The following is a 22,564-nucleotide window of genomic DNA, read 5'->3' on the forward strand; positions in this document are numbered from 1 at the left end:
CGATATCACCATGTCCCAATTAATGATTGTCTCGATGCTGATTTTCTTCGGACTGTCGGTGCCGGTCGCCGTGTCGATCGGACTGGCCAGCCTGGCGGGAGTCGGCGCGGCCCACCTGCCCTGGCTGGTGGTGGCGCAACAGCTTTTCGCGGCCCTGGACAAGTATCCCCTGGTCGCCATTCCGTTCTTCATCCTGGCGGGCAATCTCATGGAGGCCGGCGGTATTTCCGAGCGCATGGTGGACTTCGCCAAGAGCGTGGTGGGCGGCGTGCAGGGCGGCCTGGCCTGCGCCTGCGTGCTGACCTGCATGATCTTCGCCGCCGTGGCGGGCTCCAGCGTGGCCACGACTTTCGCCGTGGGCGCCATCCTGATCCCCGCCATGGTCCGCCATGGCTATCCGGCGCCCTTCGCGGCCGCGCTGCAGGCCAGCGCGGCCGAGCTCGGCGTCATCATCCCGCCGTCCATACCCATGATCCTGTTCGCCGTGTCCACCGACACCTCCACCGGCGAACTGTTCATCGCGGGCGTGGTGCCCGGCATCCTGATCGGCCTGGCGCTGATGCTCTATGTGTGGTTCTACGCCCGCCGCAACGGGCTGGGCGCGCGCGACGGCGAAGGCCGGCTGCCCCTGTGGCAGTCGTTCCGGCGCGCTGCGCTGGCGCTGATGATGCCCGTCATCATCCTGGGCGGCATCTACGGCGGCATCTTCACGCCCACCGAGGCCTCGGTGGTGGCGGTGGTCTACGCGGTAGTGGTGGGCAAGTTCGTCTACCGCCGGCTGGCCATGCGCCAGCTCTCCGAGACCCTGCACAAGTCGGTGGTGTCCACCGCCGTCATCATGTTCGTCATCGCCAACGCGGGCGTCTTCAGCTTCCTGCTCAACCGGGCCGGCGTGCCGGACGCGCTGGGAAGCTGGCTGGCCGGCGTGTTCGACACCAAGATCACCTTTCTGCTGGGCGTGAACGTGGCGCTCTTCATCATCGGCATGTTCGTCGAGACCTCCGCCTCCATCGTGGTGCTGGCCCCGCTGCTGCTGCCGGTGGCGCTGCAGTTCGGGGTCGACCCCGTGCACTTCGGCCTCATCATGGTGGTGAACCTGGCGCTGGGCATGGTCACCCCGCCGTTCGGCGTGAACCTGTTCGCGGCCTGCGCCGTGGCCAGGCTGCCGCTGGAACGGCTGATCCGGCCCCTGCTTCCCTTCGTGGGGGTGGTGCTGCTCTGCCTGCTGGTCATCACCTACTGGCCCGGCCTCTCGCTGGGGCTGCGCGACCTGGTTTACGCGAAGTGAAATAAGAAAAAGCCCCTTGCGGGGCTTTTTCTTCTGTAGGGAGGCTAGACTTCGCGCTCTTCGGTCTTGAGGTGGTTGTCGCGGGCGAAATCCACCACGAACTTGTAGGCGAGCGGTTCCAGTTCGCGCAGGCGCTGATCGACCACGATGCCCCGCACGCCGTCGATCACCACGGGCAGCACGTAGGGGGAATAGGTGAGATGGTTGCCGGCGCTGCCGGCGGGGCGGAACTGGGCCATGACGCCGGCCAGGCGCTCCGCCCAGTCGCTGGGGCGGAAACGGCTGCCGCTTTCGGTGACGCCATGGATAACGAATTGTCTGACGCGAGTTGACATGTGTTCTTCACTACAGGGCGCTTCCCACGAAAAGCCGGAGTGTCGGCGTTATCAAACATGCGCCCTGCGCCGCGAATTGTATATTATTGATCCTTTGGTCTCTCCCCAAGGGCTGTCCGCCGCCTGAAATGGGCTTCTTTTCCCGGCCCGCCCGCATGCGCCGCCGCGCGCCGGGCCTGGCGCGGACGGACTCGCCGGCTCGCGGCCCGAGGCGCCCCCTCGCGACGCGGCCGCCATTGGGGGCCACCCTGGAGAATCCACGATGACCTCGCCTCTGGCAAACATCTATGCCCGGCTGCCGGTATCGTTCACGCACGGCCAGGGCGTCTGGCTTTGGGATGCCCAGGGCCGCAAGTATCTCGACGCCCTGTCGGGCATCGGCGTGTCGTGCCTCGGCCATGCCCATCCGAGGCTGGTGTCCGCCATCAGCGAACAGGCCGCGCGCGTCATCCATACCTCCAACATCTACGAGATTCCCCAGCAAACCGCGCTGGCCGAGCGCCTGACGCGGCTGTCCGGCCTGCAGGAGGCGGCCTTCGGCAACAGCGGCTCCGAAGCCAACGAGGCCGCCATCAAGCTTGCCCGCTACTACGCCTACCAGTGCGGCAACCGCCATGCGCACATCATCACCATGGATTCGTCCTGGCATGGCCGCACCCTGGCCACGCTGGCGGCCACCGGCAGCGACAAGGCCCGCAAGGGCTTCGAGCCCCTGCCCACCGGCTTCATCCAGGTGCCCTACAACGACCTGGCCGCCGTGCGCGCGGCCGGCGACGCCGAGCCGCGCGTGGCCGCCGTGCTGCTGGAAGCCCTGCAGGGCGAAGGCGGCATCCGTCCGTCCGACGCCGAATTCCTGCAAGGGCTGCGCCAGCTCTGCACCGAACGCGGCTGGCTGCTCATGATCGACGAGGTGCAGTCCGGCATCGGGCGCACGGGCAAGTGGTTCGCCCACCAGTGGGCCGGCATCCGCCCCGACGTCATGACGCTGGCCAAGGGCCTGGCGGGCGGCGTGCCCATCGGCGCCATGCTGGCCGGCGGCCCGGCCGCGGGCGTGTTCACGCCCGGCACGCACGGCACCACCTTCGGCGGCGGACCGCTGGTCTGCGCGGCCGGCCTGGCGGTGCTGGACGCGCTCGAATCCGAAAACCTGCTCGACAACGCCCGCACCGTGGGCGAGCGCCTGAAGAGCGCCCTGGCCCGCGAGCTCGCCGGCGTAAACGGGGTGCTCGACGTGCGCGGCCGCGGCCTGATGCTGGGCATCGAGCTCGCCCGCCCCTGCGGCGCGCTGGCCCTGCGCGCGCTCGAGGCGGGGCTGCTCATCAACGTCACGCGCGAGCGCGTCATCCGGCTGCTGCCGCCCCTCATCCTCGATGCGGCGCAGGCCGACCTCATCGCCGGCACGCTCGCGCCCCTCATCAAACGGTTCCTGGCCGAAGAAACATAATCAACGCCTGCCCGGGCCACGAGCCTGGGCGGGCCCAACGACCTGCGACACAACCATGACACCTCCCACGACTCAAAACGGCCCCCTGCGGCATTTCCTCCAGTTCAAGGACTTCTCCTCCGCCGAGATCGCCTATGTGCTGGACCGCGCCCGCATCATCAAGGAAAAGTTCAAGCGCTACGAACCCCACATGCCGCTGCACGACCGCACGCTGGCCATGGTGTTCGAAAAGGCCAGCACGCGCACCCGCGTCTCGTTCGAGGCGGGCATGTACCAGATGGGCGGCTCGGTCATCAACCTGACCTCCAACGACTCGCAGCTCGGCCGCTCCGAGCCCATCGAAGACACGGCGCGCGTCATCTCGCGCATGGTCGACATCGTCATGATCCGCACGTTCGAGCAGACCCGCATCGAACGCTTCGCCTCGCACTCGCGCGTGCCCGTCATCAACGGCCTCACCAACGAATTCCACCCCTGCCAGATCCTGGCCGACATCTTCACCTACATCGAGCACCGCGGCCCCATCGCGGGCAAGACCGTGGCCTGGGTGGGCGACGCCAACAACATGGCCTACACCTGGCTGCAGGCGGCTGAAATGCTGGGTTTCACGCTGCACGTTTCCACGCCGGCCGGCTACGAGCTCGAGCCCGCCCGCATCGGCCAGCCGCCGGCCGCCGTGCTGCGCCAGTTCAAGGACCCCATGGAAGCGTGCAAGGGCGCGCACTTGGTCACCACCGACGTCTGGACCAGCATGGGCTACGAAGCCGAAAACGAAGAACGCCGCGCCGCCTTCGCCGACTGGTGCGTGGACGCCGACATGATGGCGGCCGCCGACCCTCAGGCCGTCTTCATGCACTGCCTGCCGGCCCACCGCGGCGAGGAAGTCACCGGCGAAGTCATCGACGGCCCGCAGAGCGTGGTCTGGGACGAGGCCGAAAACCGCCTGCACGTGCAGAAGGCGCTGATGGAGTTCCTGCTGCTGGGCCGGATCGAATAAGCCGCGGCCGGCCGGCACGCCTGCGGCCCCTCGGCGCCCGCCGCAGGGCCGCGCGCGGTGCGGCCCTCGCATTTGCGGCTACAGGATCCGCGCGAACATGGTGCGCCGCGTGTTCCGGAACGAAGGCCGCACCCGGCTGCTCCAGTCGGTGGCGCGCACCGCAAGCCAGGGCGGACTGCCGAAGGTTTCGCGCGTGCGCAGGTCGTAGCACGCGAGATAGCGCGGCGGCTCGTGCAGGCATTCGTAGCGCCGCGCGCGCACGGTGCCGGGCACGGCAGCCAGCCCGGGCAGATGCTCCTCGTCGTACCAGGCATTGAAATCGGCTTCGGCCTGCGGCAACACGTCGGTTTCCACGATGTAGTGCCAGGGCGCGTCCTGCCCCGCCGACGCGCCGGGCCGGTCGATCGTGGCGTGCAGCACGCGCACGCGCGCGCCGGCCAGCTGCTCGGCGGCGCGCGCGCGCACCTCCGGCAGCGCCGCCTCGGGGCCGTGCGCATAGAGGTAGCAAAGCGGCTCGTCCACCGCCGCATAGGCCCGGAACGTCACGCCTGAAAGGCCCGCTCCCAGGCGGGCGGCCAGGTCGGCGGCCCGCGCCGCGTCGAACCGTTCGCCCAGGGAAATCAGCAATACTGCTTCGTGCCGCATCGTCGTCCTCCGTTCAATGTCCCACGCGCAGCGCCACCAGGAAGCGCGACACCATGTTGTAGGCGGCCGCCGTCGCCGCCAGCTCCACCAATTGCGCATCGTTCCAGCGCTCGCGCAGCGGCGCGAAAACAGCGTCCGGCACCTCGATATCGCGGGTCATGGCGTCGGTGAACGCCAGCACCTCGGCTTCGCCCGGCTCCAGGCCCGCGACCGCGTCCGGCCCGGGGCCGGCGCGCAGCCGCTCGACGACGGCCCGCGGCATGCCGGCCGCCAGGGCATGCGGTACGTGGGCCTCGAATTCATAGGGCGCGCCGTTCAGCGTGGCCACGCGCAGGATGATCAGCTCGCGCAGCCGGGGCGGCAGCGAAGTCTGCTGGCGGATGGCCGTCAGCATGGCTTCCCAGCCCTGCGCCACCGGCGCACTGTTGAGCAGCACCTGATACAGGGGCGAGATGCGCCCCCGGGCCGAGGCGATGCGGCTTTCGAGGCCGGCCAGCTCGGGGCGCGTGCCCGGCTCGACGGGAGAAACCCGGCAGGTCTTCATGGCTCACTCCGGACGGATGTTCTTGCGCTGGATCAGCGCGGTCCATTTCTGGCGGTCGGCCGCGATGAGCGCCGCCAGTTCCTGCGGCGAGGTGGGCGCGGCCTGGGCGCCGAACTTCTCCAGGCGCGCCTTGACCGTGGCGTTTTCCAGCGCCGCGCGCACGGCCCGGTTGAGCCTGTCGATGACGGCGGGCGGCGTGGCCGCCGGCGCGACCAGTCCGTACCAGTTGTTCGACTCCACGCCCGCGATGCCCTGTTCGGCCAGGGTCTGGACCTCGGGCAGCAAGGGGTGGCGCGCCGGGGCGGCTATGCCCAGCGCCTTCAGCTTGCCGCCCTGGATGTGGCCGATGAGCCCGGGCACGTCGCCGAAGAAGCCCGCCACCTGGTTGCCCATGACGTCGTTGATCACGGGCGCGGCGCCCTTGTACGGCACGTGCAGCACCTTGGCCTTGCTGGCGTCGGCGAACATCTCCAGCGTCAGGTGGGGGATGCTGCCGATGCCGGAGGAGCCGATGGCGACCGCCTGCGGCGCGGCCTGCGTGCGCTTGACGAAATCCGCCGCGTCGGAGGCCGGGTTGGATGGGTTCACCACGAATACGGTGGCGTTGTTCACCACCCGGGACACCGGCGCGAAATCGCGCGCCGGATCGTAGGGCAGATCCTTGTACAGCGCCGGGCTGATGGACACCGCGCCCACGCTGGTCAGAAACAGCACCGAGCCGTCCGCCGGCGCCTTGGCCACGTAGGCCGCCGCGATATTGCCGTTGGCCCCCGCCTTGTTCTCGACGATGACCTGCTGCCCCAGCTCCTTGCCCAGTTGCTCGGCCAGCACACGGCCCACCAGGTCTACCGGGCCGCCGGGCGGAAAGGCCACGATCAGCCTCACCGGCCCGTCCGCGCGGGCCGTTCCCAGCGCCGCCAGGCCCAGCAGCCCGGCGCAAAACAGTTTCCTCAACATGAATGTCTCCTTTGCTTTGATGATTCGTCTGGTGGAATCGGGCGGGTTCCCGGCCCCGCCTTCGGAAAGCCGCTACGCAAAACCGTAGAGGCGCGCCGGGTTGTCGACCAGCACGCGCCGGCGCAGGCCGGCGTCGGGACAGGACTGGAAGAACAGGTCCGCCAGCTCGCCGTCGTCCGGCATGTCGCCCGACACATTGGGATGCGGCCAGTCCGTGCCCCACAGCGTGCGCCCGGGCAACGCCTCCACCAGGGCCCGCACGAAGGGCAGGCCCTCGGCGTAGGGTCGCCGGCCCGACGCGATGCGGTCGATGCCCGACACCTTCACCCATGCCTGCGGCACCGCGGCCAGGTCGAGCAGGGCGCGGAACGCGGGCGCGCTCACGCCTTCCGCCGCCCGCACGCGCCCCATGTGGTCCACCACGAAGGGCAGCGGCAGCGCGCGCAGACGCGGCAGCAGCCCCGGCAGCATGGCGCCGTCCACGTGCAGGCAGAGATGCCAGCCCAGCGGCGCGATCAGGCTCACGACGTGGTCGAACACGGCCGCCTCGGGCGCGCCGCCCAGGTGCGGCACGAAGTTGAAACGCGCGGCCCGCACGCCCGCCTCGTGCAGCGCGCGCACCCCGCCGGACGTCGCGTCGGCGCCCAGCAGCGCCACGCCCCGGTAGCGGCCCTGGCCGCGCGCCAGGGCATCGAGCAGCGCCGCGTGATCCGCGCCATGGCAATTGGCCTGCACGATCACGGCCCGTTCCACGCCCAGGCGGGCATGCAGCGCGGCCAGCTTTTCGAACGGCGCATCGGGCGGCGTGTAGGCGCGCCCCTCGGCGTAGGGAAAGCGGTCGGCCGGGCCGAAGACGTGGCAATGCGCATCGCAGGCGCCCGGCGGCAGTCCGTGCCGGGGCCGGGACGGGGTTTCGAGGGGAGGACGGCAATCGGGCACGGCGCATTCCTGTATGGCTAAAAGCGCATGGTGGCCGATTGCGGCCCACCAACCAATGCTATATCTTTGATTTCAGATATACATTTTTTCTATATCAATTCCATGGATCTCAAACAGATCGAGTACTTCGTGCGCGTGGCCGAGCGCCGCAGCTTTTCGCGCGCGGCCGAAATGCTGGACGTGGCCCAGCCCACGCTCAGCCGCCAGGTGCGGCTGCTGGAACTCGAGCTGGGCCAGCATCTGCTGTACCGCAACGGCCGGGGCGCCGAGCCCACCGAAGCGGGGCTGCGCTTCCTGGAACACGCCCGCGCCCTGCTCGCCCTGGCCGAGCGTGCCCGCGAAGACCTGCAGACCCTGCGCGCCACGCCGGCCGGCAAGGTGGTGGTGGGGCTGCCGCCCCGCATCGCCCGGGTGCTCACGCCGCCGCTGGTGCAGGCGTTCCGGCGCGGCTTTCCCGAGGCGTCCATCGCCGTGGCCGAGGGCCTGAGCGCGCAGGTGCGCGAATGGCTGCTCGCCGGACGGGTGGACCTGGCCCTGCTGTACGATCCGGCCCCCTCGCCGCAGCTCGCCTACGAATCGCTGTACCGCGAAGACCTGGTGCTGGCGGCGGCGGCCGGCCGCCAGCCTCCCCTGCCCGCCCGGGTCGAGGTCGGCCAACTGGGACGCTACCCGCTGGTGCTGCCCAGCCTGCCCAACGCCATCCGGACCCTGGTCGAAAGCGTCTGCCGCCGCCGCGGCGTGCGCCTGCAGGTGGCCGCCGAGGTCGACGCCGTGCAGACCATCGTGGAACTGGCCGCCCAGGGCGACGCCTACGCCATCCTGCCCCGCTCGGCCGCACGCGGCCCCGCGGCGGAGCATCCGCTCTCGCTCTGCGAAATCGGCAATCCGCGCATCCTGAACGACCTGGTGCTGGCCAGCGCCCGCCACCGGCCGGCCACCCGCCTGGCCACGGCCACCGCCGCGCTGATCCGCGGCCTGGACATCGCCGGGCTGCTTGCCCCGCCCGCTTCCGCGGGCGCTCGCGGCGGCCCGCGCCCGGGCCGCCCGCCCGGCCAAAAGAGTTAAACTAACCGGTCACATTTCTTGTTTGGCGGCTCGCTGTTGTCAAAGTCCGCTGTCAAAGTCCTGTTGGCGTCTCACCTCGAACAATGACCACTATCCTCCCGAACCTTCCCACCGGCCAGAAGGTGGGCATCGCCTTTTCCGGCGGCCTCGACACCAGCGCCGCGCTGCTCTGGATGCGCAACAACGGCGCCATCCCGTATGCGTACACCGCTAACCTGGGCCAGCCCGACGAAGCCGACTACGACGAGATTCCCCGCAAGGCCATGGCCTACGGCGCCGAGAACGCCCGCCTGATCGACTGCCGCGCGCAGCTTGTGGCCGAGGGCATCGCCGCCCTGCAATCGGGCGCCTTCCACGTCTCGACCGCCGGCATCACCTACTTCAACACCACGCCCATCGGCCGCGCCGTCACCGGCACCATGCTGGTGGCCGCCATGAAGGAAGACGACGTCAACATCTGGGGCGACGGCAGCACCTTCAAGGGCAACGACATCGAGCGCTTCTACCGCTACGGCCTGCTCACCAATCCCGACCTCAAGATCTACAAGCCCTGGCTGGACCAGCGCTTCATCGACGAGCTGGGCGGCCGCGCCGAAATGTCCGAGTACATGCGCCAGGCGGGCTTCGACTACAAGATGTCGGCCGAGAAGGCCTATTCCACCGACTCCAACCTGCTCGGCGCCACGCACGAAGCCAAGGACCTGGAACAGCTCAGCTCCGGCATCCGCATCGTCAAGCCCATCATGGGCGTGGCATTCTGGCGCGACGACGTGGCCGTCAAGGCCGAGGAAGTCCGCGTGCGCTTCGAGGAAGGCCAGCCCGTGGCCCTGAACGGCGTGGAGTATTCCGACCCCGTCGAGCTCATGCTGGAAGCCAACCGCATCGGCGGCCGCCACGGCCTGGGCATGAGCGACCAGATCGAAAACCGCATCATCGAAGCCAAGAGCCGCGGCATCTACGAAGCCCCGGGCATGGCCCTGCTCTTCATCGCCTATGAGCGCTTGGTCACCGGCATCCACAACGAAGACACCATCGAGCAGTACCGCGAAAACGGCCGCAAGCTGGGCCGCCTGCTGTACCAGGGCCGCTGGTTCGACCCGCAGGCCATCATGCTGCGCGAAACCGCCCAGCGCTGGGTGGCGCGCGCCGTCACCGGCGAAGTCACGATCGAACTGCGCCGCGGCAACGACTACTCGCTGCTGAACACCGAGTCGCCCAACCTCACGTACGCGCCCGAGCGTCTGTCCATGGAAAAGGTCGAAAACGCCCCGTTCACGCCGGCCGACCGCATCGGCCAGCTCACCATGCGCAACCTCGATATCGCCGACACCCGCGAAAAGCTCTTCACCTACGTGAAGACGGGCCTGCTGGCCTCGTCCGGCACCTCGTTGCCGCAACTGAAGGACGAAAAGAAGTAAGCCGCCCCGCGGCCATCCCGAAAAAACCCTCGGCGCCGAAAGCGCCGAGGGTTTTTTTATCGTTGGGGCCCCCAAGGAGACGAAACCGCTCCCGCAGGCAACCGGCCGGACGCCCGGTGCGGCAAGCGCCTCTGCCCGCGCCTCAGAGTTCCACCTGCATGCCCATTTCCACCACGCGGTTGGCCGGGATCTTGAAGAACTTGGTGCTGCGCGTGGCGTTGCGCGCCATGAACGAGAACAGCGCCCGGCGCCAGCGCAGCATGGCCGGTTTCCTGGCCGCCACCACGGTCTGGCGCGACAGGAAGAACGAGGTGCGCATGGGTTCCAGGTCGATCTCGGGATAGGCCTCGGCGATCTGGCGCAGCGCGTCCGGCACGTCGGGGTCTTCCTTGAAGCCGTAGTTCACGGCGGCCTGCCAGCTCGACGCGCTGAGCTTGTGGACCTCGAAACGCTCGTCTTCCGATACGTAGGGCACGTCGGCCACGCGGATCGAGAGAAACACCACGTGCTCGTGCAGCACCTTGTTGTGCTTGAGGTTGTGCAGCAGCGCCGGCGGCACGTTGCCGGCATTCATGGTCATGAAAATCGCGGTGCCGGGCACGCGCGAGGGCGGGAACGCCTCGAGCTGCTCCATGAACTCGCCCAGCGGCTGGCGGTCGCGCTGCTGCATGTCGGCCAGCAGCCGGCGGCCGCGCCGCCACGTCATCATCAGCGTGAACACCACGATGGCCACCAGCAGCGGCAGCCACCCGCCCTCGTGGATCTTGAACACGTTGGCCGAGAACAGCAGCACGTCGAACAGCAGCAGCAGGCCCAGCACGGCCAGCCAGAGCAGGCGTCTGGCGCCCGTGCTGCCGCGCGGCAGCACCGCGAAAGCCAGCACCGAGGTCGTGAACATGGTGCCCGTGACGGCAAAGCCGTAGGCCGCAGCCAGGTTGTCGGAGTTGCGGAACATCAGCACCAGGATCAGCACCGCGCACAGCAGCAGCGCATTGACCTGCGGCAGGTAGATCTGCCCTTTCTCGATGGCCGAGGTGTGCAGGATCTGCATACGGGGCCAGAAGCCCAGCTGCACCGCTTGCCGGGTGACCGAGTACGCCCCCGAGATCACCGCCTGCGAGGCCACGATGGTGGCCACGGTAGCCAGGGCCACCAGCGGCGCGAGCGCCCAGTCCGGCGCCATCATGAAGAAGGGATTGCGGATGGCATCGGGGTTGCGCAGCAGCAGCGCGCCCTGCCCGAAATAGCAGAGCGTGAGCGCCGGCAGCACCATGCTGAACCAGGCGCGGCGTATGGCTGCGCGCCCGAAATGCCCCATGTCCGCGTACAGCGCCTCGGCGCCCGTCAGCGCCAGCACCACCGCGCCCAGCAGCACGAAACTGACCAGGGGGGATTCCAGCACGAAGCGCACGGCCCATATCGGATTCAGCGCGGCCAGGACTTCGGGCGTCTGCCAGACCTGCCAGCCGCCCAGGGCCGCCAGGGTGCCGAACCACAGGGCCATCACCGGCCCGAACAGCTTGCCCATGGCGCCCGTGCCGTGCGACTGGATGGCGAAAAGCGCCACCAGCACCACCAGCGCGATGGGCACCACCCAGTGGTCGAGCTGGTGCGAGACGATGCCGATGCCCTCCAGCGCCGAGAGTACGGAGATCGCCGGGGTAATCATGCTGTCGCCATAGAAGAGCGCGGCGCCGAAGATACCCAGCACGATCAGCACCCAGCGCAGCCGGCCTTCCCGCCCGCGCACCGCGAGTTCCAGCAGGGCCAGCGTGCCGCCCTCGCCGCGGTTGTCGGCGCGCAGCACCAGCGTCACATACTTGAACGACACCACGATCATCAGCATCCAGAACAGGATGGACAGCACGCCCAGCACGTGCTGGGGCGCCAGGTCGGTGTGCACGCTCAGGCCCGTCAGGCAGGCGCGCAACGTGTACAGCGGGCTGGTGCCGATGTCGCCGTACACCACGCCCAGCGCCCCCATGACGAGAGCGGCGCGAGACGAAGGCGCGTGTGCGGTGGCGGTCGAGGGAGGAATGCTGGCCGTTCCCTGGCTCATGGTGTGGGTTCTTGGCGGGTGAGTTGGGCTCCCTTGCGGGGGCCGGGAAACACGACGGAAATCCGCGTGCCGGGGAAATCGGGCCGGCTGGTGAGCTTCCACCACGCCCCGTGCGCGTGCGCGATCTCGCGCACGATGGCCAGGCCCAGGCCGGAGCCGCCCGCCGTGGCGGTGGGCGAGCGGTAGAACGCCTCGAACACCCGGTCGCGTTCCTGCGGCGGAATGCCGGGGCCATCGTCTTCCACGGTGAGCGAAGGCGGATTCGCCCCCACGATGAGGGTAATGCGGCCCCGGGCATTGCCGTAGCGCAGCGCGTTGTCGATGAGGTTGCCCAGCAGCTCGGCCAGCAGCAGCGGGTCGGCGTCGATCCAGATCGGCGTGTCGGGCGCCACGAGGTCCAGCTCGTAGTGCGCCTCGCGGGCGCGCGGAAACCATTCCGCCCCGTGGGCCCGCACCCATTCGCACAGGTCGATGCGCACGAAACTGTCTTGCGGGCGGGCGTTGGGGTCGGCGCGGGCCAGCACCAGCAGCTGCTGGCCCAGCCGGATCATGCGGTCGCTGACGGCCTTGATGCGCTCCGCTCGGGCCCGCACGTCGTCGGGCAGCGGCCGCGCCAGCATGAGCTCGGACTCCAGTCTCAGCCCCGACAGCGGCGTGCGCAGCTGGTGCGCCGCATGGCCGATGAAGCGGCGCTGCGCGGCCAGCGAGGCGTCCAGGCGGATCAGCAGGTCGTTGGTATGCGCCACCAGGGGCTCGATCTCGACCGGAACGCCGGCAACCTCCAGCGGCTGCATGTCGTCGATGGAGCGCTGCCGGATCTCCTCGGACAGCAGGTTCACCGAGCGCAGGCCGGAGCGCACGCCCTGCACCACCACCCAGGTGAACACCGCCACCAGCGCCACCTGCCCCACCACCATGAGCCAGAAGAAATCCTCCAGCATCCATAGCGACATGTCGATCTTGTGCGTGATGACCCAGGTGGCGGCGAGGTCCAGCAGGACCAGCAGCAGAATGGGCGGCATCAGCCGTATGACCAGATACCGTGCGAGCGAGCCCGAGGGCAGGAGCGGGCGGGAGACGGGGGTGCGGGGCGGTAGGCTGCGTTCCTGCGTCATTTGGCGTGGACTGGCCCTGTGCGATGGAAAATGGCTGCCAGGAAGCCGCGGGCAGCCCCGCGAGCCGTGCCTGTCAGGCCGACTCCACATCCAGCATGTAGCCGAAGCCGCGCACGGTCTGGATGCTCGCGCCCGTGCCTTCCAGGCGCTTGCGCAGGCGGTAGACGTAGACTTCGACGGCGTTCTCGCTGAAATCCGCATCCCAGGCGGAAAGCGAATTCACGATCTGGCGCTTGGTGACCACGCGGCCCACGCGGGCCATGAGCATCTCGAGCACCGAAAGCTCGCGCACCGAAAGCGCCAGGCGCTGGCCGTTGGCGCGGACTTCGCGGCCCACGGTGTCGAACGCCAGCGGGCCGACCTCGATCAGGGGCTGCGCCTGGCCGGAACGGCGCCGGCCGAAGGCCCGCACGCGCGCCGCCAGCTCCGGCAGCTCGAAAGGCTTGGTGACGTAGTCGTCGGCGCCGGCATCCAGGCCGGCGACGCGGTCGTCCAGGCCGTCGCGCGCGGTGAGGATCAACACGGGAACCTGGTTACCGTCCTGGCGCAGTTGCCGCAGCACGTCCAGGCCGCTCATGCCCGGCAGGTTGAGGTCGAGCAGGAGCAGGTCGTAAGGCTGGCCCGCCAGGGCGCCCAGCACGCGGTCGCCGTCGGTCAGCCAGTCGACCGCATAACCCTGGTCGGCCAGGAATTCCTGGAGCGCATGGCCCAGGGTGGTGTCGTCTTCGATTACCAGAACTCGCATGCCGCGATTCTAGCGCGATCCCGGAAAAAAATGGCCCGCCGCACCAAAGGGTGGACAGGCCATGGCCGATCGGGCCCCGGCGGCCGGACCGGGCCCGGGGGCGCTCCCGGTGCGGCGTTCAGTGCGCGGCGGGGGCCGGCGCCGGTGCCGGAGCCGCCGGCGCCGCAGAGGTGGCCGGAGGCGTGGTGACGAAGCCAATGCGCGTCATGCCCGAACGCCGCGCCGCGGCCATGACCTTGGCCAGGACCTCGTAGCGCGTGTTCTGGTCGGCGCGGATGCGGATCTCGGGCTGCGGCTTGGTGCCGGCGAGCGACTTGAACCGGTTGGGCAGGTCGTCGATGTTCACCGGCTTTTCGTCCCAGAACAGCGCGCCGCTGGCATCGATGGCCAGGTCCACGGTCTTGGGCTCTTCCTCGATCTGCTCGGCGGCCACCTGGGGCATGTTGATCTTGATCGAATGCGCCAGCAAGGGCGCGGTGATGATGAAGATCACCAGCAGCACCAGCATGACGTCGATCAGCGGCACCATGTTGATTTCGGACACGGTATGGCTGCCGGATCCCTTGCCCTCGAAGCTGCCAAAAGCCATTATTCGCTCCCGCGTTGAGCCGCGCCTTGCTGGCGGCGCAGGGCGCGCACCTTGCCGTCGGACAGCGCAACCTGCTGGCCGGTGGCGAGAAACGCGAACAGATCATGCGCAAAGGCGTCCAGGCGCGACAGGAACACGCGGTTCTTGCGCACGAAGGCGTTGTACGCCAGCACCGCCGGAATCGCCACCGCCAAGCCCAGGCCGGTCATGATGAGCGCCTCGCCCACGGGCCCGGCGATGCGGTTGATGGTGACGCCATCGGACAGGCCGATGCCCACGAGCGCGTGGTACACGCCCCACACCGTGCCGAACAGGCCGACGAACGGCGCGGTGGAGCCCACCGAGGCCAGCACGGTCAGGCCGTTTTCGAGCTTGGCCGTTTCTTCGTCGATGACCTTGCGCATGGTGCGCGTGACGAAATCGGAGCTCGAGCCCGATTCCTCCAGCTTGGTGGCGCCGAACTTGTTGTGGTGCTGCTGGGCATGCATGGCGTGGCTGGCGAGGTGCGAGAAGGGATCGCGCGCGCCGTGCGTGACGATTTCGTTCTCGACCTGCTCCAGCGAGCTGGCGTTCCAGAACTTGTTCAGGAAATCCGCCGAGCGCTTGCGCATGCTGATGTTGCTGACCGCCTTCACCACGATGAGATACCAGGTGACGAGCGACATCAGGATCAGGATGACGAAGAGCGTCTTGCCGACGAAGTCGCTCTGGGCGACAAAGTGCAGAAAGCCCATGTCGGGCGCGGCCGGGGGCGGGGGCAGCGAGGCGGCGGCGCCGTGCAGGGCGTCGGCGGCCTGGGAAACCGCGCCGGCGGCTTGCTGGACGGCGTCGGCCCCGGTGGAGGCGGCTTGCTGGGCCGCGGGCGCGGCGGCGGCGGCGGCCGGAGCGGAGCCGGCGGCAGAGGCGGCGGCGGGCGCCGTGCTCGCCGCTGCCGGCGCGGCCTGGCCGGTGGCTGCCTGCGCCAGCAGAGTGGCGTGATGCAGAGCGTTGGACATCTCAGTTCCTCATGACGAAATCGAATGGAATCTTGGCTTTGGCGGGGTATGCCACGCCATTGCGCGTATAGGGCTTGAAGCGGGCCTTGCGGGCGGCCGTCAGGGCCGCGTCATCCAGCCTCGGGTATCCCGAGGACGTGTCGATGGAGGCGCGGTCCACCAGGCCCTGGGTGTTGATTTCCACCAGCACCAGCACCCGTCCCTCCTCGCGCAGCCGGCGCGAGGCCATGGGGTAGTTGGGCATGGGCCGGGCTCCGCTGAACTCGATGCTGGACACCAGCACCGGCTGGTCCGGCGGCGGCCCCTGCTGCGGCCCCTGCGGCGCCTGCGTGCCCTCCGGCGCGCCGCTGGGCGGCGCCGGCGGCTGGGGCTTGGGCTCGGCCTTCACTTCCTGCTTGGGCTGAGGCTTGGGCTTGGGTTTCGGCTTGGGCTTGGGCGGCGGTGGCTTGGGCGCCGGCATGGGCGGCTTTTCGACCACGGGCTCGGGTTCGGGCTCCGGCTCGGGTTCGGGCTTGATATCGGGTTCGGGCTCCGGCTCGATTTCCGGCTCGGGCGGCTCAGGCTCCGGCTCGACCACCGGCTGCGGCACTTCGGGTGCGGGCTCCGCCTTGGCGATCTGGGGAATCGGCGCATCCACGACGCTCACCATGATGGCCTCGGGTTCCTCCAGCTGCGGATTTTCAGCGGGCGCCAGGAAAATGGCGCCCACCACCGCCGCATGCAGCGCGAGGACTGCCAGGCCGGCGCCTGTGCGTAAAGCAAGGGATGAGGACGGCGTTGAAGAATTCCAACCGTGTTGAAGACTAGGCATGAATCAGCCAGGGGTGCATTGACTATCCGGCCCGCCTGGTAGACGCGCACCGCAAGGCGACGCCGGCAAGCCGGTACAAGCCAAGCATCATAGCTTAAATGCGAATGATTCGCACGTCCTTTTCACAGTAAGTCAGTCCCGTTCGATTTCCGGACGCAGCATCGACGGCAGGCAAACCGACGGGAAGCAAACCAAGACAGGCAAACCGATGACGGGCAAACCGATGACGGGCAAACAAAAAGCCCGCCATCTCGATGGGCGGGCTTTCGGTGTTTTCGACGGGCCTGGCGCGAACCGGACCCGGAAAGAGACGCGCAGCTTTATGGTGGGTGCTACAGGGGTCGAACCTGTGACCTACGCCTTGTAAGGGCGCCGCTCTACCAACTGAGCTAAGCACCCGGCTTGACGAGGCATGCGGCGCGGTCTCGGATTTCGCCGGGGCCTTGCGCCGCGAGCCACCCTGTCGGGGCACTCAAAAGCATTACGCGGGCCGGAGTATACCGGACCGCGTAATCATGGGCAAATCAGGACCGTCTGGTCGGGCCGGGCGAATCAAGCTGGGCAACAGCCAGCGACCTGCCCCGAGCCGATTCAGTTGACGGCGTCCTTCAGGGCCTTGCCGGGGCGGAACTTCGGCACCTTGGCCTTCTTGATCTTGATGGTTTCGCCGGTGCGCGGGTTACGGCCGGTGCGGGCGGCGCGGGCCGACACGGCAAACGTGCCGAAGCCGACCAGCGTAACCGTGCCGCCCTTCTTGAGGGTGGTCTTGACGGCACCGATCAGGGCGTCGAGCGAACGGCCGGCGGCAGCCTTCGAGATATCGGCCTTGCTGGCGATGTGATCGATGAGTTCGGTTTTGTTCATTCAGGTGTACCCCTCACAAGGTATAGAGTTTGCCGGACAACCGCGCCAGGCGATTTTCAAGCCACGCAACCCTGGCGCAAGCCGGCAAGCGACGAACAGACTAGTGGATAAACTTTTTTCTTGCGCTGCAAAGCACAACTTTTAAACTGCTGCGCCGCCTGGGATCGGCCGGCATCAAGCCGTCGAACCATGGGCGACGCAGACGTGTATTAGGCACTGGCGACAAGCGGCTGTCAAGCGAAAACCGCTGTGGAACCCGCGCCAATACTAGCTTTTCAATCTTTTAGCAATAAACAAAAACGCGCAGGCCGCCGCGGGCGCGGCATGCGCGAACGCGCCCGGACCGCGTTTCAAACGTCGACCCAGCGGCGCAGCAAATTGTGATAGACGCCGGTGAGCGCCACGATGGAGGGGTGGCCCGCCGCGTCATGCGTCAGCCGCTGGATCGCCACATCCATTTCCAGGAGCAGCGCGCGCTGGCTGTCTTCGCGCACCAGGCTCTGCATCCAGAAGAAGGAGCTGATGCGCGCGCCGCGCGTCACGGGATTGACGCGGTGCAGGCTGGTGCCGGGATACAGCACCATGTGGCCGGCGGGCAGTTTCACCGAACGCGGGCCATAGGTGTCGTCGATGACCAGCTCGCCTCCGTCGTAGGAATCCGGCTCGGAGAAGAACAGCGTGGCGGACAGATCGGTGCGCACCCGCTCGCCGGTGGCGCCCACGCCGCGCACGGCGTTGTCGATGTGGTAGCCGAACGCCTCGCCGCCTTCGTAGCAGTTGAAGAGCGGCGGAAATATCTTGCGCGGCAGCGCCGCCGACATGAACAGGTTGTTGGCCGACAGGCGCTGCAGGATGAGGTTGCCCAGCTCCTGCGCCAGCGGATGCGTTTCGGGCAATTGCCTGTTTTTCTTCACGCCGGCCGATTGATAGCCTGCTGTGACCTTGCCGTCCACCCACTCGGCGGCTTCGAGCCGACGCCGGATTTCGGCAGCTTCTTGCGGACTGAAGACGTCCGCGATCTGTATGAGCATGATTGCGCCCCGACTGAACATACGCGCGAGCGGCGCGCCGCCCGCGATCCGCTGGATTATCCCGGCAGACAGGCATTGAGCGCCTGATCGAAGTCAAACAGCAGGTCGGCCTCGTCCTCGATGCCCACCGAGACGCGGATCAGGCTGTCGGCGATGCCCATCTGCCTGCGGCGCTCCGGCCCCATCTCGTAATAGATGGTATGGGCGGCGGGCAGCGCCAGGCTGCGCGTGTCGCCCAGGTGCGTGGCCATCAGCACGACGCGCAGGCGGTTGAGGAAATCGAAGCAGTCCACGCCCTCGGCGAGCTCCACGCCCAGCAGGCCGCCGAAACGGGAGCCGAAGAGCGCCTTGGCGCGCTCGTGCTGGGGATGGCCGGGCAGGCCGGGATAGTGCACCCTGGCCACGCCGCGATGGGATTCGAGCAAGCGCGCCAGCGCCAGGGCGTTGGAGCAATGGCGCGCCATGCGCAGCGCCAGCGTCTCGGCGCCCACCGCGATGCGGTGCGCGGGCTCGGCGGCCAGCGTGCCGCCCATGTCGCGCAGGCCCTTTTTCTTGACCTGGGTCAGGCCCCAGCTCGTGGACGGCCCCTTGCGGTAGGCCTCGTAAATGTTCGCATAGCCCGACCAGTCGTACAGCCCGGTGTCCGTCACCGAGCCGCCGAGTGCATTGCCGTGGCCGCTGATGTACTTGGAAAGCGAATTCATCACCAGCGAGGCGCCCACGGAAGCGGGCTGGAACATCCAGGGCGAGGTGAGCGTGTTGTCCACGACGTAGACCAGGCCGTGCTCGCGGCAGATCTGGCCGATGACGGCGAGGTCGGCGACCTGGGTGCCGGGGTTGGCGATGGTTTCGGTGAAGACCATGCGCGTCTCGGGACGCAGCGCGGCGCGCACCTGCGCCGCGTCGGTGACGTCCACGAAAGTGATCTCCACGCCCAGCTCCTGCAGCGTGCCCAGCAGGCTGTTGGTGTTGCCGAAGATGAACTGGCTGGACACGAGGTGGTCGCCGCGGCGCAGCAAGGTGGTGAAGATGGCGGACAGCGCCGCCATGCCGGTCGCGAACGACACCGTGCCCTTGCCGCCTTCCATGCGGCTCACCTTGGCCTCGAGGGCCGTGGTGGTGGGCGTGCCCTGGCGCGCATACGTGAACCCCGCCTTGCCCTGGAACACGGCGGCGAGTTCGCGCGCATCTTCGTACGCGAACTCGGAGGACGGATGCATGGGTTTGTGCACCGCGCCGTGCTCGACGGATTGCTCGCGGTCGGAATGCAGGATGGTGGTGGTGAAGCCGTTCTGGTGCATGATGGGCGGTACGTAGGGGCGATGTGGGAACGAGACGGGGAACGAAACGGGAAAGCGGCCAGTTTACGCCTGCCGCTGGCGCACGGACTCGTACAGACAGACGGCGCTCGCCACGCTGACGTTCAGGCTCTCGACCGAACCCAGCATGGGAATGCGCACGAGCTGATCGCAGGTTTCGCGGGTGAGCCGGCGCATGCCCTCGCCTTCGGCGCCCATTACCCAGGCCATGGGCTGGCGCGCATCGATCTGGTGCATGCTTTCGCTGGCCTGGTCGTCGGTGCCCACCAGCCAGACACCGCGGTCCTTCAGGCCGCGCATGGTGCGCGCGAGGTTGGTGACCATGAGGTACGGCACGGTGTCGGCCGCGCCGCAGGCCACGCGCTGCACCGTGCTGTTCAGGCCGACCGCGCGGTCGCGCGGCGCGATCACGGCATGCACGCCGGCCGCGTCGGCCGTGCGCAGGCAGGCGCCCAGGTTGTGGGGGTCGGTCACGCCGTCGAGGATGAGCAGCAGCGCCGGCCCTTCGATGACGTCGAGCACCTCGTCCACGTCGACCGCGAGCTGGCGCTCCTCGGCCAGCGCCACCACGCCCTGGTGCCGCGTGCCGCGGGCCAGTCCGTCCAGGCGATCCATGCCGACCGGATGCAGGCGGCAGCCGGCGCGCTCGGCCTGCTCGATGAACGACTGCATGCGCTTGTCGCGGCGCGACGCCTCGACGTAGATTTCCTTGATGGAATCGGGCGCGTGGCGCAAGCGCGCGGTCACCGCGTGAAACCCGGCGAGTATTTGGGTCGACGCCATAGATGCAAGAACCTTTAGAAAAACGGAAATCCCGCGCCGGACCCGGAGCGGGCGGCCGGAGCGCGCCGGCCAGGGACAATGTTACCGCCTTAGCGCCTGCCGCAGCCCCCGCCCGGCCCGCACAAGCGGACCGGCCGAAGACTGCCGCCGCGTCAGTGGCGCTTGCGGGCCGCCTTCTTGGCGGGCGCGGCGCGCTTGGACGCCTGGGCCGGCTTGCCGGCCTTCTTGGCTTCGGCGCGGCGCTCCCTGGCGGTCTGGCCCTTGAGCGCGGCCGGCTTGGGCGCGGCGGCTTTCTTCACGCGGCGCGGCGGCTCGTCGGGGCCGCGCGCGGCGGCTTTGCGCAAGGCGTCGAAACTGGTGCCCTGCACCAGACGGAACTCGATGCGCCGCGCCTCGAGATCGACCCGCGAAACCTGCACCTGCACCTTGTCGGTGAGCCGGTAGCGCAGGCCGGTGCGCTCGCCGCGCAGCTCGTGCATGGCGTCGTTGAACTGGAAATACTCGCCCCCCAGCTCGGAGACGTGCACCAGCCCTTCGACGTGCAGCGTGTCCAGCGTGACGAAGATGCCAAAGCTGGCCACGCCGGTAACCGTGCCGCTGAAATCCTCGCCCACGCGTTCCTTGACGAACCAGCACTTGAGCCAGGCCTCCACGTCGCGCGAAGCCTCGTCCGCGCGCCGCTCGCTGGCTGACAGCAGCAGGCCCAGCTTTTCCCAGATGGCATGCTCGTGCTCGCGCTGCGAGCGGCCGATGACCACCGGCTGGTCTTCCAGGCTGGGCACATAGCGCTGACCCGCCAGGAGCGCCTTGATGACACGGTGCGTGAGCAGATCGGGGTAGCGGCGGATGGGCGAGGTGAAATGGCTGTAGCCCGGATACGCCAGGCCGAAGTGGCCGAGCAGGTCGGGGCTGTAGATGGCCTGCTGCATGGACCGCAGACACATGGTCTGCAGCAGCGGATAGTCGGGACGCCCGCGCACGCTGTCGAGGAACTCGCCGTAGTCCTTGGCGGTGGGCGTATCGCCGCCGCCCAGCGACAGCCCCAGGGTGCGCAGGAACTCGCGCAGCGACTGCAGGCGCTCGGGCGTGGGGCCCTCGTGGATGCGGAACAGGCCCGGGTGCTTGCTGCGCGTCATGAAGTCGGCGGCGCAGGTATTGGCCGCCAGCATGCACTCCTCGATGAGCTTGTGTGCGTCGTTGCGCACCATGGGCACGATCTGTTCGATGCGGCCGAGCTCGTTGCAGACGATCTTGGTTTCGACCGTATCGAAGTCGATGGCCCCGCGCTTGCGGCGGGCCTGGGCGAGCAGCTGGTAGAGCTCGTACAGGTGCTGCACCTGGGGCAGCACGGCGCGCATCGCCAGCGCGGCGGGCCCGGTCGGCTGCTGCAGCGCCTCCCACACATTGGTGTAGGTGGTGCGCGCGTGCGAGTGGATGACCGCATTGAAGAACTGGTAGGCCGTCACCGTGCCCGCCTTGGCGCCCGTGGCCGGAATGACCATGTCGCACACCAGCACCAGGCGGTCGACGTCGGGGTTGAGCGAGCAGAGCCCGTTGGAGAGCGACTCCGGCAGCATGGGAATCACGCGGCGCGGGAAGTAGACGCTGGTGCCGCGCTCCAGCGCGTCGTCGTCGAGGGCGTCGCCGGGGCGCACGTAGTGGCTCACGTCGGCGATGGCCACCAGCAGGCGCCAGCCCGGGCGCTTGCGCTGCCCGGCGCCCAGCTCGACCGGCTCGCAATACACGGCGTCGTCGAAATCGCGCGCGTCTTCGCCGTCGATGGTGATGAACGGGACGTCGCGCAGGTCGACCCGGTCTTTCAGATCGGATTTGCGCACCGAGTCGGGCAGCCGGGCGGCCTGCTTGCGCGCCGCCTCGGAAAATTCGACGGGCACGTCGAACTTGCGCACCGCGATCTCGATCTCCATGCCGGGATCGTCGATCTCGCCCAGCACTTCGGACACCCGGCCCAGCGGCTGCGTGTGCCGGGTGGGCTGGGCGATGATCTCAACCGACACCACCTGGCCGTGCTGGGCGCCGTTGGTGTCGCCGGGCGGGATGAGAATGTCGTGCTTGATGCGCTGGTCTTCGGGCACGACGATGGACAGGCCGTGCTCGTGCAGGAAGCGGCCCACCAGCTTGTTGGTGCGGCGCTCGATGACTTCGACGATGGTGCCCTCGGGCTTGCCGCGGTATTCGCCCGTGGGCTTGACCAGCACGCGGTCGCCGTGCAGCACCTTGAGCATTTCGCGCGGCGACAGGAACAGATCCGGCCCGCCGTCGTCGCGCAGCAGAAAGCCGAAGCCGTCGCGGTGCCCCAGCACCTTGCCGGCGATGAAATCGAGTTTGGTGGCGAGCAACAGCACGCCCTTGCGGTTGGGCAGCAACTGGCCGTCGCGTTCCATGGCGGCCAGGCGGCGCTCGAACCCCGTCACCGTTGCCGGCCGCTCCACGCCCATGCGATTGGCCAGTTCCTGCGGCGAGAGCGGCGCTCCCGCCGAACGCAGCGCTTTCAGGATGGCTTCACGGGACGGAACATCGGGGTCGAAGTCCGGCGGGGCTTCGGGCAAGGGTGTTGATCTGTTGTTATTCGAGTCGTTATTCGATCTTTTTGCCAAAGC

21 protein-coding genes and 1 tRNA gene are annotated in these 22,564 nt (G+C 68.4%); 5 read left to right on the forward strand and 17 right to left on the reverse strand.

Annotated elements, in window-relative coordinates; all coding sequences use genetic code 11:
- Window positions 1-10 precede the first annotated feature (10 nt).
- Window positions 11-1,288 (forward strand): TRAP transporter large permease, encoded by a 1,278-nt coding sequence (locus NGJ44_RS03115; protein WP_251863091.1) that lies wholly within the window; start codon window positions 11-13, stop codon window positions 1,286-1,288.
- Window positions 1,289-1,332: 44 nt separating this feature from the next.
- On the opposite strand, the gene NGJ44_RS03120 is transcribed toward NGJ44_RS03115, so the two are convergent.
- Window positions 1,333-1,623, reverse strand: a complete 291-nt coding sequence (locus NGJ44_RS03120) for a DUF3579 domain-containing protein (RefSeq protein ID WP_053246474.1) — start codon at window positions 1,621-1,623, stop codon at window positions 1,333-1,335.
- A 262-nt stretch (window positions 1,624-1,885) separates the two neighbouring features.
- Here NGJ44_RS03120 and NGJ44_RS03125 point away from each other — a divergent pair, with 262 nt between their 5' ends.
- Together NGJ44_RS03125 and argF are read left to right on the forward strand one after the other, a co-directional pair.
- Complete coding sequence (locus NGJ44_RS03125; protein WP_251863092.1) at window positions 1,886-3,067, forward strand: aspartate aminotransferase family protein; 1,182 nt, start codon at window positions 1,886-1,888, stop codon at window positions 3,065-3,067.
- A 55-nt stretch (window positions 3,068-3,122) separates the two neighbouring features.
- Window positions 3,123-4,064 (forward strand): ornithine carbamoyltransferase, encoded by a 942-nt coding sequence (gene argF / locus NGJ44_RS03130; protein ID WP_053245727.1) that lies wholly within the window; start codon window positions 3,123-3,125, stop codon window positions 4,062-4,064.
- 78 nt (window positions 4,065-4,142) lie between these two features.
- Here the strand turns inward: argF and NGJ44_RS03135 are convergent, their stop codons facing one another.
- From NGJ44_RS03135 to NGJ44_RS03150, 4 genes are all read right to left on the reverse strand, one after another.
- Window positions 4,143-4,709 (reverse strand): DUF4286 family protein, encoded by a 567-nt coding sequence (locus NGJ44_RS03135; protein WP_251863093.1) that lies wholly within the window; start codon window positions 4,707-4,709, stop codon window positions 4,143-4,145.
- Window positions 4,710-4,722: 13 nt separating this feature from the next.
- Window positions 4,723-5,253 carry a carboxymuconolactone decarboxylase family protein gene (locus NGJ44_RS03140; RefSeq protein WP_053245724.1) on the reverse strand — a complete coding sequence of 177 codons (531 nt, stop codon included), beginning with the start codon at window positions 5,251-5,253 and terminating at the stop codon, window positions 4,723-4,725.
- Window positions 5,254-5,256: 3 nt separating this feature from the next.
- The gene (locus tag NGJ44_RS03145) at window positions 5,257-6,210 is read right to left on the reverse strand and encodes a Bug family tripartite tricarboxylate transporter substrate binding protein (RefSeq protein WP_251863094.1); all 954 of its coding nucleotides are present in this window, start codon (window positions 6,208-6,210) and stop codon (window positions 5,257-5,259) included.
- 72 nt (window positions 6,211-6,282) lie between these two features.
- Window positions 6,283-7,149: an amidohydrolase family protein gene (locus NGJ44_RS03150; RefSeq protein WP_082308432.1), complete on the reverse strand. Its 867-nt coding sequence runs from the start codon at window positions 7,147-7,149 to the stop codon at window positions 6,283-6,285.
- Window positions 7,150-7,251: 102 nt separating this feature from the next.
- Here NGJ44_RS03150 and NGJ44_RS03155 point away from each other — a divergent pair, with 102 nt between their 5' ends.
- Together NGJ44_RS03155 and argG are read left to right on the forward strand one after the other, a co-directional pair.
- Window positions 7,252-8,214 carry a LysR substrate-binding domain-containing protein gene (locus NGJ44_RS03155; RefSeq protein ID WP_251863095.1) on the forward strand — a complete coding sequence of 321 codons (963 nt, stop codon included), beginning with the start codon at window positions 7,252-7,254 and terminating at the stop codon, window positions 8,212-8,214.
- Between the two features lie 83 nt (window positions 8,215-8,297).
- Window positions 8,298-9,632, forward strand: a complete 1,335-nt coding sequence (gene argG, locus NGJ44_RS03160; protein WP_053245722.1) for an argininosuccinate synthase — start codon at window positions 8,298-8,300, stop codon at window positions 9,630-9,632.
- Between the two features lie 142 nt (window positions 9,633-9,774).
- Here the strand turns inward: argG and NGJ44_RS03165 are convergent, their stop codons facing one another.
- From NGJ44_RS03165 to rnr, 12 genes are all read right to left on the reverse strand, one after another.
- Window positions 9,775-11,691 (reverse strand): potassium transporter Kup, encoded by a 1,917-nt coding sequence (locus NGJ44_RS03165; RefSeq protein ID WP_053245721.1) that lies wholly within the window; start codon window positions 11,689-11,691, stop codon window positions 9,775-9,777.
- A complete protein-coding gene (locus tag NGJ44_RS03170; RefSeq protein WP_251863096.1) occupies window positions 11,688-12,806 on the reverse strand; it encodes a sensor histidine kinase in 1,119 nt (372 codons plus the stop codon). Before NGJ44_RS03170 ends, NGJ44_RS03165 begins: the two co-directional genes overlap by 4 nt.
- A gap of 73 nt (window positions 12,807-12,879) precedes the next feature.
- The gene (locus NGJ44_RS03175; protein ID WP_053245720.1) at window positions 12,880-13,551 is read right to left on the reverse strand and encodes a response regulator transcription factor; all 672 of its coding nucleotides are present in this window, start codon (window positions 13,549-13,551) and stop codon (window positions 12,880-12,882) included.
- 118 nt (window positions 13,552-13,669) lie between these two features.
- A complete protein-coding gene (locus NGJ44_RS03180; RefSeq protein WP_251863097.1) occupies window positions 13,670-14,140 on the reverse strand; it encodes an ExbD/TolR family protein in 471 nt (156 codons plus the stop codon).
- Window positions 14,140-15,135, reverse strand: coding sequence for a MotA/TolQ/ExbB proton channel family protein (locus tag NGJ44_RS03185; protein ID WP_251863098.1), 996 nt, complete (start codon window positions 15,133-15,135; stop codon window positions 14,140-14,142). Before NGJ44_RS03185 ends, NGJ44_RS03180 begins: the two co-directional genes overlap by 1 nt.
- Before the next feature lies 1 nt (window position 15,136).
- A complete protein-coding gene (locus NGJ44_RS03190; protein ID WP_251863099.1) occupies window positions 15,137-15,946 on the reverse strand; it encodes an energy transducer TonB in 810 nt (269 codons plus the stop codon).
- Window positions 15,947-16,269: 323 nt separating this feature from the next.
- Window positions 16,270-16,345, reverse strand: a tRNA-Val gene (locus NGJ44_RS03195).
- Between the two features lie 192 nt (window positions 16,346-16,537).
- The gene (locus NGJ44_RS03200) at window positions 16,538-16,810 is read right to left on the reverse strand and encodes an HU family DNA-binding protein (protein WP_003812968.1); all 273 of its coding nucleotides are present in this window, start codon (window positions 16,808-16,810) and stop codon (window positions 16,538-16,540) included.
- A 350-nt stretch (window positions 16,811-17,160) separates the two neighbouring features.
- Window positions 17,161-17,841, reverse strand: a complete 681-nt coding sequence (locus NGJ44_RS03205) for a Fe2+-dependent dioxygenase (protein ID WP_053245298.1) — start codon at window positions 17,839-17,841, stop codon at window positions 17,161-17,163.
- A gap of 56 nt (window positions 17,842-17,897) precedes the next feature.
- On the reverse strand, window positions 17,898-19,142 hold the full coding sequence (locus tag NGJ44_RS03210) for a cystathionine gamma-synthase family protein (protein WP_053245299.1): 1,245 nt from the start codon (window positions 19,140-19,142) through the stop codon (window positions 17,898-17,900).
- A 63-nt stretch (window positions 19,143-19,205) separates the two neighbouring features.
- Window positions 19,206-19,943: a 23S rRNA (guanosine(2251)-2'-O)-methyltransferase RlmB gene (gene rlmB, locus NGJ44_RS03215; RefSeq protein WP_053245300.1), complete on the reverse strand. Its 738-nt coding sequence runs from the start codon at window positions 19,941-19,943 to the stop codon at window positions 19,206-19,208.
- Window positions 19,944-20,095: 152 nt separating this feature from the next.
- Window positions 20,096-22,561: a ribonuclease R gene (rnr, locus tag NGJ44_RS03220; protein WP_053245301.1), complete on the reverse strand. Its 2,466-nt coding sequence runs from the start codon at window positions 22,559-22,561 to the stop codon at window positions 20,096-20,098.
- Between the last annotated feature and the right edge of the window lie 3 nt (window positions 22,562-22,564).

The sequence above is a fragment of the Achromobacter sp. Marseille-Q4962 genome, assembly GCF_943737005.1.
In the GTDB taxonomy this organism is placed as follows: domain Bacteria; phylum Pseudomonadota; class Gammaproteobacteria; order Burkholderiales; family Burkholderiaceae_B; genus Achromobacter.

Bases quoted from the DNA above. Each gene is read 5' to 3' on its own strand.
- NGJ44_RS03115 (WP_251863091.1), top strand. From the start codon at position 11: ATGTCCCAATTAATGATTGTCTCGATGCTGATTTTCTTCGGACTGTCG.
- NGJ44_RS03120 (WP_053246474.1), bottom strand. From the start codon at position 1,623: ATGTCAACTCGCGTCAGACAATTCGTTATCCATGGCGTCACCGAAAGC.
- NGJ44_RS03125 (WP_251863092.1), top strand. From the start codon at position 1,886: ATGACCTCGCCTCTGGCAAACATCTATGCCCGGCTGCCGGTATCGTTC.
- argF (WP_053245727.1), top strand. From the start codon at position 3,123: ATGACACCTCCCACGACTCAAAACGGCCCCCTGCGGCATTTCCTCCAG.
- NGJ44_RS03135 (WP_251863093.1), bottom strand. From the start codon at position 4,709: ATGCGGCACGAAGCAGTATTGCTGATTTCCCTGGGCGAACGGTTCGAC.
- NGJ44_RS03140 (WP_053245724.1), bottom strand. From the start codon at position 5,253: ATGAAGACCTGCCGGGTTTCTCCCGTCGAGCCGGGCACGCGCCCCGAG.
- NGJ44_RS03145 (WP_251863094.1), bottom strand. From the start codon at position 6,210: ATGTTGAGGAAACTGTTTTGCGCCGGGCTGCTGGGCCTGGCGGCGCTG.
- NGJ44_RS03155 (WP_251863095.1), top strand. From the start codon at position 7,252: ATGGATCTCAAACAGATCGAGTACTTCGTGCGCGTGGCCGAGCGCCGC.
- argG (WP_053245722.1), top strand. From the start codon at position 8,298: ATGACCACTATCCTCCCGAACCTTCCCACCGGCCAGAAGGTGGGCATC.
- NGJ44_RS03165 (WP_053245721.1), bottom strand. From the start codon at position 11,691: ATGAGCCAGGGAACGGCCAGCATTCCTCCCTCGACCGCCACCGCACAC.
- NGJ44_RS03170 (WP_251863096.1), bottom strand. From the start codon at position 12,806: ATGACGCAGGAACGCAGCCTACCGCCCCGCACCCCCGTCTCCCGCCCG.
- NGJ44_RS03175 (WP_053245720.1), bottom strand. From the start codon at position 13,551: ATGCGAGTTCTGGTAATCGAAGACGACACCACCCTGGGCCATGCGCTC.
- NGJ44_RS03180 (WP_251863097.1), bottom strand. From the start codon at position 14,140: ATGGCTTTTGGCAGCTTCGAGGGCAAGGGATCCGGCAGCCATACCGTG.
- NGJ44_RS03185 (WP_251863098.1), bottom strand. From the start codon at position 15,135: ATGTCCAACGCTCTGCATCACGCCACTCTGCTGGCGCAGGCAGCCACC.
- NGJ44_RS03190 (WP_251863099.1), bottom strand. From the start codon at position 15,946: ATGCCTAGTCTTCAACACGGTTGGAATTCTTCAACGCCGTCCTCATCC.
- NGJ44_RS03200 (WP_003812968.1), bottom strand. From the start codon at position 16,810: ATGAACAAAACCGAACTCATCGATCACATCGCCAGCAAGGCCGATATC.
- NGJ44_RS03205 (WP_053245298.1), bottom strand. From the start codon at position 17,841: ATGCTCATACAGATCGCGGACGTCTTCAGTCCGCAAGAAGCTGCCGAA.
- NGJ44_RS03210 (WP_053245299.1), bottom strand. From the start codon at position 19,142: ATGCACCAGAACGGCTTCACCACCACCATCCTGCATTCCGACCGCGAG.
- rlmB (WP_053245300.1), bottom strand. From the start codon at position 19,943: ATGGCGTCGACCCAAATACTCGCCGGGTTTCACGCGGTGACCGCGCGC.